This window comes from Zavarzinia sp. (assembly GCF_049306435.1).
Lineage (GTDB): Bacteria > Pseudomonadota > Alphaproteobacteria > Zavarziniales > Zavarziniaceae > Zavarzinia.
Map to the genome: position 1 here is coordinate 1 of NZ_JBAQRT010000346.1, position 11,412 is coordinate 11,412.

Here is an 11,412-nt window from a genome sequence, read left to right on the forward strand (position 1 = left end):
TCAGGCCGCCTACAGCGGCTATACCCAGTGCCCCTGGTGCGGCCATGTCGGCTGGACCGTCGGCCTCGACACCAATTACTACATCGACATCGTCTGCGGTGCCTGCGGCGGTTACTTCCGCGCCTGATCGGCCCGGAACGGACCCTGAATTCGGGGCGGGTGCCGGTCGGCATCCGCCCTTTTTCATGGCATGTTGAGACCGCCCCATTCCCCAACGGAGAGAAGGATCATGGTGAGGAAGCTCTGGCTCGTCGTTCTGTTCGGCCTGGTCGGCCTGACCGCCGCCTGCAACACGATCGAAGGTGCCGGCCGCGATATCCGCAACACGGGCGACGCGATCTCGGACGGCGCGCGCGACGTGAAGAACAAACTGTAGGCCTCGGGAAAAAGGCCTCGGGGAAAAAGGAAGGGGCGCCGCGACGGGCGCCCCTTCGCGTCACTCCGCCGGCTGGATCGCCGGGGCCGCGGCCTTCCGCGAGAACAGGCCGCGGATCATCACGAAGAACACCGGCACGAAGAAGATGCCGAGCACGGTCGCCGCGATCATGCCGCCCATCACGCCGGTGCCGATGGCGTTCTGCCCGCCCGAACCCGCGCCATTCGCCAGCACCAGCGGCGTCACGCCGAGGATGAAGGCGAGCGAGGTCATCAGGATCGGCCGCAGGCGCAGGCGCACGGCTTCCAGCGTCGCCGCCACGAGATCCATGCCCTTTTCCTGCTGCTCCTTGGCGAATTCGACGATCAGGATCGCGTTCTTCGCCGACAGCCCGACCGTGGTCAGAAGCCCGACCTGGAAGAAGATGTCATTGGAGAGCCCGCGCATGTTGGCCGCGAGGACGGCGCCGATGACGCCGAGCGGCACGACGAGGATGACCGAGAAGGGAATCGACCAGCTCTCGTAAAGCGCGGCAAGGCAGAGGAAGACGACGAGGATCGAGATCGCGTAGAGCATCGGCGCCTGATCGCCCGAGGCCCGCTCCTGATCCGACAGGCCGGTCCATTCGTAACCGACGCCGGCCGGCAGTTTCGCGATCAACTCCTCCATCGCCAGCATGGCGTCGCCCGACGACAGACCCGGCGCCGCCGAGCCCTGGATCGAGAAGGACGGCTGGCCGTTGTAGCGCTCCAGCCGGGCCGGGCCGAAGTCCCAGCGCGTGGTCGCGAAGGCCGAGAAGGGCACCATCTCGCCCTTGTCGTTGCGGACATGCCAGCGGTTCAGATCCTCCGGCGACATGCGATAGGGCGCGTCGGACTGGACATAGACCTTCTTGATGCGGCCGCGATCGACGAAGTCGTTGATATAGGCGCCGCCCCAGGCGGTCGACAGGGTCGCGTTGATGTCGGCGATCGAAAGGCCGAGGCTGCCGGCCCGCACCACGTCGATGTCGATCCGGTACTGGGGCTCGTCCTCCTGGCCGTTCGGGCGCACGCCGACGAGGCGCGGATCCTGCCCGGCCATGCCCAGCAGCATGTTGCGCGCCATCAGCAGGCGATCGTGACCGATGCCCGCCAGATCCTTCAGCTGCAGGTCGAAGCCCGAGGCATTGCCGAGCTCGATCACGGCGGGCGGCGCGAAGGCGAAGGCCATAGCGTCCTTGATCGCCATGAAGGTGCCCATGGCGCGGCCGGCCACCGCCTGCACGGCGAGGTCGGGACGCTGGCGCAGGGCCCAGTCCTTGAGGCCGACGAAGGCGAGGGCGACGTTCTGGCCGTTACCGCCGAAGGAGAAGCCCTGGACGGTGAAGATGGATTTCACCGCTTCGCCCTGATCGACCAGGAAGTGATTCTCGATCTGCTTCACCACCTCCATGGTGCGTTCCTGGGTCGCGCCGACCGGCAGCTGGGCCTGGCTGAACAGGATCGCCTGGTCCTCGTCCGGCAGGAAGGACGTGGGTAGCCGGACGAAGAGGAAGCCGAGGCCGACGACGATCGCGAGATAGACGACGAAGACCGCCGGCACCCGCTTCAGAAGCCCGCCGACCGTGCGCTCGTAGCCCCGGCTGGCCGCCTCGAAACCGCGGTTGAACCAGCCGAAGGGACCGCTGTGGCGGTGCTCCTCGCCCTTGTGCACGGGCTTCAGCAAGGTGGCGCAGAGTGCCGGCGTCAGGATCAGCGCGACCAGCACCGAAAGCACCATGGCCGAGACGATGGTGACCGAGAACTGGCGATAGATGACGCCGGCGGAGCCCGAGAAGAAGGCCATCGGCACGAAGACCGCCGACAGCACGAGGGCGATGCCGACGAGGGCGCCGGTGATCTGGCCCATCGACTTGCGGGTGGCATCGCGCGGGGACAGACCTTCCTCGCTCATCACCCGCTCGACATTCTCGACGACGACGATGGCATCGTCGACGAGAAGACCGATGGCGAGAACCATGGCGAACATGGTCAGCACATTGATCGAATAGCCGAGCGCGAACAGGACGCCGAAGGTGCCGAGCAGCACGACCGGCACGGCGATGGTCGGGATCAGCGTCGCCCGGAAATTCTGCAGGAAGACATACATGACGACGAAGACGAGGACGATCGCCTCGATCAGCGTCTTCACCACTTCCTCGATCGAGACTTTCACGAAGGGCGTGGTGTCATAGGGAAAGACGGCATGGACGCCCTGGGGGAAGAAGGCCGAAAGCTCGGTCATCTTGTCCCGCACCGCTTCCGCCGTGGACAGGGCATTGGCGCCCGCCGCCAGCTTGAGACCGATGCCCGCGGCCGGCGCGCCATTGTAGCGCGCGATGACGTCGTAACTCTCGGCGCCGACCTCGACCCTGGCGACATCGCCGAGGGTGACCCGCGCGCCCTCGCCCGAGCCCTTCAGCAGGATGGCCGAGAATTGCTCCGGCGTCGTCAGCAGCGACTGGGCGATGATGGTCGCGTTCAGTTGTTGCCCGGGAACCGGCGGCGTGCCGCCCAGCTGGCCGGCCGAAACCTGCACGTTCTGCGCCTGAAGGGCGGCGGTGACGTCGCTGGCGGTCAGGCCAAAGGCATTCAGCCGCGCGGGATCGAGCCAGACACGCAATGCGTACTGGCTGCCGAAGACCTGGATGTCGCCGACGCCATTCACCCGGCTGAGGGGGTCGACGAGGTTGGCGCCGATATAATCGGCGAGATCGATCTGGGTCTGGCCGCTGTCGCCGGCGACGAGGCCGATGACCATCAGGAAATTGTCGGTCGCCTTCGCGACGACGACACCCTGCTGCTGCACGGACTGCGGCAGGGTGGGAGTCGCGAGCGCCAGCTTGTTCTGGACCTGCACCTGGGCGATGTCGGGATCGGTCCCCGATTCGAAGGTCAGGGTGATGATCGACAGGCCCGACGACGACGAGGTCGAGGACATGTAGCGAAGGTGATCGATACCCTTCATCTTCTGTTCGATCACCTGGGTGACCGAGTCCTCCAGCGCCTTCGCCGAGGCGCCGGGATAGGTCGAGGAGATGGAAATCGTGGTCGGCGCGATCGCGGGATATTGCGCGATCGGCAGACTGAAGATGGCGAGGCCGCCCGCCAGCATGATCACGATCGCGATCACCCAGGCGAAAATCGGCCGGTCGATGAAGAAATTGGCCATGAAGCGCCCCTGTTACTGCGCGGCCGCGGCCGTGGGCGCGACCGCTTTCACGGGCATCCCGGGCTGGACGTGCTGCAGGCCCTCGACAATCACCTTGTCGCCGGCCGCGATTCCCGACGTGACCAGCCAGGCATCGCCGATGACGCGATCGGCCACCACCTTGCGCGCCTCGGCCTCGCCCTTGTCGTTGACGACGAGGGCGGAACCTTCGCCGGTCGGGCTGCGGGTGACGCCGCGCTGGGGCACCAGGATGCCCTGTTCGTCAACGCCGACCTCGACGATGGCGCGCACGAACATGCCGGGCAGCAGGCGCTCGTCTTTGTTGGGGAACAGGGCGCGCAGGGTGACGGAGCCCGTGCTCTCGTTCACCACCGCTTCCGAGAACTTGAGCACGCCCGGCTGATCGTAGGTCGAGCCATCCTCGAGGACGAGGGTGACCTTGGCGCTGCCGGCGTCGACCCCGGACAGAAGGCCCCGGGCCATGTCGGCCTTGAGGCGCAGCATTTCCGCGCTGGACTGGGTCAGGTCGACATAGATCGGGTCGAGTTGCTGGATCGAGGCCAGCGCCGTCGCCTGATTGGCGTTGACGAGGGCGCCCTGGGTGACCGACGAGCGGCCGATGCGGCCGGAGATCGGCGCCAGGATATGCGCCCGCTGGAGGTTGATCTGCGCCGCCGCGAGCGACGCCTTGGCCGAGGCGACATCCGCCTGCGCCTGCTTCAGGACGGCGACCGCATTGTCGTAATTCTGCCGGCTGGTCGCGTTGGTGCGCACCAGTTCGGCATAGCGCCGCTCGTTCAGCCGCGCGACATCGACACCCGCTTCGGCCCGGGCGAGGGCGGCCTGCGCCGAATCGACCGCCGCCTGATAGGACGCGGGATCAATCTGGTACAGCGGATCGCCCGCCTTGACGGCGGCGCCTTCCTCGAACAGCCGTCCGGTGATGATGCCGTCGACCTGCGGGCGAATCTCCGCCACGCGGAAGGCCGCGGTCCGGCCCGAGAGTTCGCTGGTCAGCACGACGCGCGACGGCGCGATGGCGACGACACCGACCTCGGCCGGCCCCATGGGCGGCATGCCGCCACCCTGCTGGCCCTGCTGCTGGTCGCAGGCGGTGAGAAATAGAGAAACGCTCAGGGCCAGCGTACTCGCCGCCACGGAAACGCGCTTATGAATAGGCATCGGGCACCTGTAATATCCGAAAACGGACGAAGGCCATGCCTCCGTCCCCGCAAATCCGGTCCGCCCCCCGTCATCGCTTCAACGGCGATGTTGTATAGAATGAATGTTCATTCTAACATGAAGTCAAGCGTGGATTTCGGCCGCCCCCTCGATCCGGGGTCACGGGCCGACGAAAGGGAATCATGGTTGCGGGTGAAGACTGCGGCGACAGCCGGGCGGAATCGCGGCGGCGCCAGATCATCGATGCGGCGATCCGCTGCTTTCGCCGCAACGGCTTCCATGCCACCTCCATGGCCTCCCTGGCCAAGGAAGCGGGGATGAGCGTCGGCCACATCTATCACTACTTCGAGAACAAGGAAGCGATCATCGCCGGCTTCATCGAGGATGATCTCGAGGAATTCCGCGACGCCATGCGCCGCCTGCAGGACTCGGACGGCACCTTCGTCGACGCCATGGTCGACCAGGCGGACCATGGCTTCGACGACATGTGCGACCCCGATTACGCCGCGCTCTTCATCGAGGTGACCGCCGAAGCCGCGCGCAACCCCCGCGTCGCCGCCCTGGTGCAGGACAGCGACGCGGCCATGCGGAAAACCCTGGCCGAGACCATCGCCAGCGACTGCGGCTGTACCGCGGAATCCGACCGGGAAGAGTTGATGGGCCGGGTCGAGGTGGTGGCCGCGATCTACGAAGGCCTGGCCCTGCGGGCGATCCGCAATCCATCGATCAACCGGGACGCCGTGCTGAAAGCCATGCGCCTCGCCATCGCCCGCCTGCTCTCGCCCTGATTTCCCCCCATCCGATAATCGTCCTCGAAATTCCCCCATGGATTGTTTACCGTGATGGATAGCCTGGGCGCGGAGGGGACTGGCCATGGCGGCATCACGGCAACGCCTGATCGTGCTGTTCGACGGCACATGGAATGATCCGGTCTCGCGCACCAACGTCTATCGCCTCGCCGGCAGCATCGCCGATTACGATGGCGACATTCCTCAGCGCTTCTTCTACAGCCCCGGCGTCGGCACGGGAAAATTCGGCCGCTTCATCGGCGGCGCGACCGGCCATGGCCTCAGCCCGATCATGTATCAGGGCTATGACTGGCTGGCCCGCCGCTATCGCGACGGCGACGAGATTTATGTCTTCGGCTTCAGCCGGGGCGCCTATACCGCGCGAAGCCTCGTCGGGCTGATGCGCAAATGCGGCCTGCCGCTGATCAACACCCTGCAATTGCAGGCCGCCGCCGAGAAACTCTACCGCGACACGGACGTTCACCCCGACGATTCGACCTGCGTCCGGTTCCGCGACGCCTTTGGCCCGGCGCCCCCCGTGCACTTCCTCGGGGTCTGGGATACGGTCGGCGCGCTCGGCATCCCCGGCACCATGCTGACGGAGAAGGCCGGCGGGCATTATGCCTGGCACGATACCGAATTGTCGAAGATCGTGGCCCGGGCCTATCACGCCATGGCCCTCGACGAGCATCGCGCCGCCTATGACATCGCGCTGTGGACCTCGCCGGACGGCCAGAAGAAGCCCGAGAATCTGGAGGTCGAGCAGCGCTGGTTCATCGGCGCCCATGCCAATGTCGGCGGGGGCTACGACGATTGCCGGCTTTCCGACCTGGCGCTTCTGTGGATGCAACAAAAGGCGCAGGCCGCCGGCCTCGTGCTCAAGCCGGTCGTCCCCGCCGGCAAGGCCCATCTCCAGCACCCGTCCCCTTCCTATGAAGAGTTCTTCTTCGGGACCTACAAATGGTATCGGGATTTTCGGACCCATGGCGACGGACGGTTCTATCGGCGTTTCAGTGCCGCGTCACAAGGGGATCCGGCCGTCGGCATCACCGTCGACCCGTCCGTCTGGCTGCGCTGGAGCGATGTCGCCGACTACCGCCCGCCGACCCTTCTGAATGCCGGCCTCGCGCTGCCCTGATCAGAGGCCGAAATCGGCGAGGTCGCGGCGAAGGGCGGGGCCATCCTCGTCGAGAAAGAATTCGTCGAGCTGGGGCGGCGCCACGGGGGTCGACGACAGCATGGCGTGGGCCTGGCCGCGATGATGGATCTGGTGGACGAAGAGATGGGGCAGCACCGTGGCCCGGGTCTCGGGCTTCTGGCCCCTTGCCCCGCGATCGAGCAGCACGGGCTTCGCCAGATCGTCGCCGCTCAGACGATCGCACAGCGCGATCAGGCGCCGGTCGACGGCGCGCTGGCCCTCGATCAGGTCGGCGGCCCGGGGATGGGGCACCTCGCTTTCGAAATGCCGGCGCGAGGCAAGGCCGGTCTCCAGCCCCTCGACGTAATAGAGATCGACGATCAGGACATGGTTCAGCGTCGCCGCCAGCGACGGAAAGAATCCCACGCGCGGCGCCGTGAAGTCCGCGTCGGACAGGGCAAGGCAGGCGCGCAGCAGGCGCTCGTTCGACCAGGCGTTGTTGCGCGCCATGGCGCGGTAATGCGCGATCAGCTCCATGCTCAGGCCCCCGCCTTCCGTGCCGGGGCGGCGGCATCGCCCGGCGCGGATTCGACGCCGAGTTCCGGCACCGCCACCACGCGCTGGCCCCTGAAATCATTGCGGCAAATGATGAGGCCGCATTCCTCGAGATAGGTCAGCAGGCGCCGCGCCCGGCTCAGCGACTGGGTGCCGTAAGCCTGGGCGATGGCCGCATCGGGCGGGCAGGGCTGGCCCGCGATCGCCGCCTGGGCGAGCAGCAGGAAAATGCCCTGCAGATCCTCGGTCAGGCGGGACGCCATCTCGATCGCCCGGGCCGAGGCCGAATCGTCTCCCGCGTCCGGGTCGATCCCCGCCCGCACCATGGCCAGCAGGCGGCGGAAGGCGGGCAGGTCGGGCGGCGCGCCGGTCAGCCGGCGGATGCGGCAGCGGACGAGAAAATCCTGGTAGAGCACGGCATTGGTGCGATAGGCGGCATCCCGGTCGGCCAGGATGTCGCGCATGATGTCCTGATGCGCGGCCTTGCGCTCGTCGTCGCTGAGGCCATCGTCCGGCTCCTCGGTCGGTGGCGGAGGGCCGAGGCTGGGCCGGCTGCGCGAAAGCTCGAGCAGGATATCGGCGGTGGGTGACGGGGTCGGCGCCCGGGGGGCCGGACGGTAGACCGGCGGCTCGTCCGCGCCCGCCTTGAAAATGAGATCGCGGGCATCGACCGGCGGCTGTTCCGGCAGCGGCACCAGGATGGGGCTGGTCGAGCGCGCGCTGGTGACGACGGGGCCGATGCGGATTGGCAGCGGCACCCGCGACAGGGCGGGGCCAAGGCCGACGAAATGGCCCCGGCCGAGATCGCGGAACATTTCCGTCTGGCGCCGGTCCATGCCGAGGAGATCGCCCGCCCGCGCCATGTCGATGTCGAGGAAGGTGCGGCCCATCAGGAAATTGGAGGCTTCGGCGGCGACATTTTTGGCCAGCTTGGCCAGGCGCTGGGTGGCGATGATGCCGGCGAGGCCGCGCTTTCGCCCGCGCGACATCAGGTTGGCCATGGCCCCGAGGGAGAGTTTCCGCGCCTCGTCCGAAACATCGCCGGCGGCGGCGGGGGCGAAGAGCTGGGCCTCGTCGACGACGACCAGCATCGGATACCAATAGTCGCGCTCGGCATCGAACAGCCCGCCGAGAAAGGCTGCGGCGCAGCGCATCTGTTCCTCGGCGTCCAGTCCCTCGAGGCTGAGCACGACCGAGACCCGGTGCTGCCGCGCCCGTGCCGCGATCCGCGTCAGGTCGGCTTCCGAGCGCGTCGCTTCCACCACCACATGGCCGTATTCCTCGGCCAGGGTGACGAAATCGCCTTCCGGATCGATCACCGCCTGCTGCACGTAAGGCGCGCTCTGTTCAAGGAGGCGACGCAGCAGGTGGGACTTGCCCGAGCCCGAATTGCCCTGCACGAGCAGGCGGGTCGCCAGCAACTCCTCGAGATCGAGCAGGGCGGGCGCGCCTTTCGACTGCACCCCCATCTCGATTCCAACCTTCATCGCACCCTACCCTTCACGTCCGCAGGCCCCCGTCTTAACGCCTCGGCGGGCGGAGTCAATTCGGCACGGCGCCGGCCGCGCATTCCATCTGGCCCGATATTTCGGAAAGTGCTTCACTCCCCGGCCAAGAAAAATGAGACCGGAGGGGGAAGACATGGCGATCGACCGCGAAACGCGCGCCCAATTCATCGAAACCCTGGGCCGCTTCGTGCGCGAGCGCCTGCGCCCCAACGAAGCCCGCGTTTCCGAGGATGACGCCGTGCCGGCCGAGATCCTGGCCGAGATGCGCGAGCTCGGCCTTTACGGCCTGTCGATCCCCGAGGAATTCGGTGGCCTCGGCCTCGCCATGGCCGATGAGATCGAGGTGATGTTCACCTTCTGCCAGACCTCGCCCGCCTTCCGCTCCGCCTTCGGCACCAATGTCGGCATCGGGGCGCAGGGGCTGATCATCGACGGCACGGCGGCGCAGAAGGCGAAATATCTGCCCAGGCTGGCGACCGGCGAACTCACCTCGTCCTTCTGCCTGACCGAGCCCGACGCCGGCTCCGACGCCGCCGCGCTGAAGACCAGCGCGAAGCGCGACGGCGACCATTATATCCTGAACGGCACCAAGCGTTACATCACCAACGCGCCGACCGCCGGCCTTTTCACCGTGATGGCCAGGACCAACCCCGCGATCAAGGGCGCGGGCGGCATTTCCGCCTTCGTCGTCGAAGCGGGCACGCCGGGCATCCGCATCGGCAAGCCCGAGAAGAAGATGGGCCAGCAGGGCGCCAAGATCGCCGACGTGATCTTCGAGGATGCCCGCGTGCCGGCCGAAAACCTGATCGGCGGGATCGAGGGCAAGGGCTTCAAGACCGCGATGAAGGTGCTGGACCGGGGACGGCTGCACATCTCTTCGGTCTGCATCGGCGTTGCCCTCCGCCTCCTCGAGGACAGCATCGCTTACGCGACCGAGCGCAGGCAATTCGGCCAGCGCATCGCCGATTTCCAGCTTGTTCAGGCCATGCTGGCCGACTGCAAGACCGAGATCTATGCCGCCCAATGCATGGTGCGCGACGCCGCCAGCCGCTTCGACGCGGGCGAGACCGTCTCGACCGAAGCCGCCTGCTGCAAATATTTCGCCTCGGAAATGGTCGGCCGGGTCGCCGACCGCGCGGTGCAGATCTTCGGCGGCGCCGGCTATGTCGCCGATTACGGCATCGAGCGCTTCTATCGGGACGTCCGCATCTTCCGTATCTATGAAGGCACCAGCCAGATCCAGCAGATGGTCATCGCCCGCAGCCTGACCCGTTAGGAGAGAGATGCACGCCCTGCCGCCGCTCGATCAGCCCGTGCAATGGCTGATCTTCGCCCTCGACGGGATCGGCATCTTCGTCTTCGCGATCAGCGGCGCGGCGCTTGCGCTGCGCGAGCGGCTGGACCTGTTCGGCGTGCTGCTGATGGCCTTCGTCACCGCGCTGTTTGGCGGCATTTTGCGCGACATCCTCCTGGGCGCGACCCCGCCCGAAACCCTGACGAGCTGGCACAACGCGGCCATCGCCCTGTCGGGCGGCGTCTTCACCATCGCCGCCGGGAGCTGGATCGGCCGGCTGGACAAGCCGGTGCGCCTGTTCGACGCCATCGGCCTTGGCCTCTTCACCGCCGCGGGGGCGGCCAAGGCGCTGGAGTTCGGGGTTCATCCCCTGATGGCGCCGGCGGTTGGCATGGTGGTCGGCATCGGCGGCGGCATCCTGCGCGACATGCTGGTGACGCGGACGCCCCTCGTCCTTCAGGCGGAAATCTACGCGGTGGCGGCGCTGGCCGGCGGCTTCGCCGTCGTCGCCTGCGATTTTCTCGGCCTGCCGGCCCAGCCGTCGATGCTGGCCGGCGCCCTGCTGTGCCTCACGTTGCGCCTGCTCGCGCTCTATCGCGGCTGGACCCTGTGGCATCCGCCGCGGCCGCCGGGCCTGTGAGACCGCGCGCACCGGTCTTGCGAGGAACGGCACTACTCAAGATATAATCTGCCGGGTCACCACAGCTTTGGGAGAGTTTCCCATGACCCTGCCTGTCGCCTTGCCGTCCCGTCCGCTCAGGGTGCGCCCGCCCGGCCTCGGCTTTCGAAGTGTCGCCGCGCGGTTGTTCAGGGGGCTGACGATATCGGGCCTCCTCATCCTGGCCGGCCACTTGCTGGGCGCCGAACTGGCCACCGACTCGCTGGTGCTCGATCGGGCGATGCCGGCGCGGGAGGGCCGGCTGGTCGACGGTTCGTGCCGGCACAGCGCCGTCTTGGTCAGTTGTTCGGCCCGGCTATCGGCCCGGGCGCCGGACGGTACGCCTCTGATCCGGCAAACCTTCTTCGCCTTCATCGCCTGGCCCCGGGACAGCTACCCCTTGACCGTGGTCGCGGACCCGGCCCGTCCGTCCTATCTGACCACGGACCTGGCGCTCGGCATGTTCGGCAACCGCGCGGCCACGCTCGCCGTCACCCTGGCCGGGCTGCTGTTGCTGCTGTCCCGTATCCTTGTCCAGACCCTGACGATCTGGCGAAACGGGCGAAGGCTGAGGGCCGCCCTCGACGGCCGCCGGCTGGTCGCTGTCCCCCTGGGCCTGCAAAAGCGCGGCCCACGGCAATGGCGGACCGTCAGCGGCGGCCTTGCCACCGGCCTCCGGCACTGCACCTGGACCGTGCCGGCGAACAGCCAGCCGCTGCTC

The 11,412-nt window shown here is 67.3% G+C and carries 10 protein-coding genes; 6 read left to right on the plus strand and 4 right to left on the minus strand.

What is annotated here, in order from left to right; all coding sequences use genetic code 11:
- The first annotated feature begins 229 nt into the window (after positions 1-229).
- The gene (locus tag WAZ62_RS20205) at positions 230-376 is read left to right on the plus strand and encodes an entericidin A/B family lipoprotein (protein WP_109907495.1); all 147 of its coding nucleotides are present in this window, start codon (positions 230-232) and stop codon (positions 374-376) included.
- A 60-nt stretch (positions 377-436) separates the two neighbouring features.
- On the opposite strand, the gene WAZ62_RS20210 is transcribed toward WAZ62_RS20205, so the two are convergent.
- Both WAZ62_RS20210 and WAZ62_RS20215 read right to left on the minus strand, forming a co-directional pair.
- A complete protein-coding gene (locus WAZ62_RS20210) occupies positions 437-3,568 on the minus strand; it encodes an efflux RND transporter permease subunit (RefSeq protein ID WP_422645340.1) in 3,132 nt (1,043 codons plus the stop codon).
- Between the two features lie 12 nt (positions 3,569-3,580).
- A complete protein-coding gene (locus WAZ62_RS20215; protein WP_422645341.1) occupies positions 3,581-4,726 on the minus strand; it encodes an efflux RND transporter periplasmic adaptor subunit in 1,146 nt (381 codons plus the stop codon).
- Positions 4,727-4,932: 206 nt separating this feature from the next.
- Between WAZ62_RS20215 and WAZ62_RS20220 the strand changes: the two genes are divergently transcribed.
- Positions 4,933-5,538, plus strand: a complete 606-nt coding sequence (locus WAZ62_RS20220) for a TetR/AcrR family transcriptional regulator (RefSeq protein WP_422645342.1) — start codon at positions 4,933-4,935, stop codon at positions 5,536-5,538.
- An 85-nt stretch (positions 5,539-5,623) separates the two neighbouring features.
- Positions 5,624-6,676, plus strand: coding sequence for a DUF2235 domain-containing protein (locus WAZ62_RS20225; protein WP_422645343.1), 1,053 nt, complete (start codon positions 5,624-5,626; stop codon positions 6,674-6,676).
- On the opposite strand, the gene WAZ62_RS20230 is transcribed toward WAZ62_RS20225, so the two are convergent.
- Positions 6,677-7,213: a DinB family protein gene (locus WAZ62_RS20230; protein ID WP_422645344.1), complete on the minus strand. Its 537-nt coding sequence runs from the start codon at positions 7,211-7,213 to the stop codon at positions 6,677-6,679. It lies immediately after the preceding gene.
- 2 nt (positions 7,214-7,215) lie between these two features.
- Positions 7,216-8,718, minus strand: coding sequence for a helicase HerA domain-containing protein (locus tag WAZ62_RS20235; RefSeq protein WP_422645345.1), 1,503 nt, complete (start codon positions 8,716-8,718; stop codon positions 7,216-7,218).
- 154 nt (positions 8,719-8,872) lie between these two features.
- Between WAZ62_RS20235 and WAZ62_RS20240 the strand changes: the two genes are divergently transcribed.
- The 3 genes from WAZ62_RS20240 to WAZ62_RS20250 all read left to right on the plus strand — a co-directional run.
- Positions 8,873-10,015, plus strand: coding sequence for an acyl-CoA dehydrogenase family protein (locus WAZ62_RS20240; protein WP_422645346.1), 1,143 nt, complete (start codon positions 8,873-8,875; stop codon positions 10,013-10,015).
- A 7-nt stretch (positions 10,016-10,022) separates the two neighbouring features.
- A complete protein-coding gene (locus WAZ62_RS20245) occupies positions 10,023-10,673 on the plus strand; it encodes a trimeric intracellular cation channel family protein (RefSeq protein WP_422645347.1) in 651 nt (216 codons plus the stop codon).
- Positions 10,674-10,755: 82 nt separating this feature from the next.
- Positions 10,756-11,412, plus strand: a 657-nt coding sequence (locus WAZ62_RS20250) for a hypothetical protein (RefSeq protein ID WP_422645348.1), incomplete at its 3' end; no start/stop codon positions are given.

What these genes read in the sequence shown, in the direction of transcription:
- WAZ62_RS20205 (WP_109907495.1), top strand. Translation starts at nt 230, where the DNA reads ATGGTGAGGAAGCTCTGGCTCGTCGTTCTGTTCGGCCTGGTCGGCCTG.
- WAZ62_RS20210 (WP_422645340.1), bottom strand. Translation starts at nt 3,568, where the DNA reads ATGGCCAATTTCTTCATCGACCGGCCGATTTTCGCCTGGGTGATCGCG.
- WAZ62_RS20220 (WP_422645342.1), top strand. Translation starts at nt 4,933, where the DNA reads ATGGTTGCGGGTGAAGACTGCGGCGACAGCCGGGCGGAATCGCGGCGG.
- WAZ62_RS20225 (WP_422645343.1), top strand. Translation starts at nt 5,624, where the DNA reads ATGGCGGCATCACGGCAACGCCTGATCGTGCTGTTCGACGGCACATGG.
- WAZ62_RS20230 (WP_422645344.1), bottom strand. Translation starts at nt 7,213, where the DNA reads ATGGAGCTGATCGCGCATTACCGCGCCATGGCGCGCAACAACGCCTGG.
- WAZ62_RS20235 (WP_422645345.1), bottom strand. Translation starts at nt 8,718, where the DNA reads ATGAAGGTTGGAATCGAGATGGGGGTGCAGTCGAAAGGCGCGCCCGCC.
- WAZ62_RS20240 (WP_422645346.1), top strand. Translation starts at nt 8,873, where the DNA reads ATGGCGATCGACCGCGAAACGCGCGCCCAATTCATCGAAACCCTGGGC.
- WAZ62_RS20245 (WP_422645347.1), top strand. Translation starts at nt 10,023, where the DNA reads ATGCACGCCCTGCCGCCGCTCGATCAGCCCGTGCAATGGCTGATCTTC.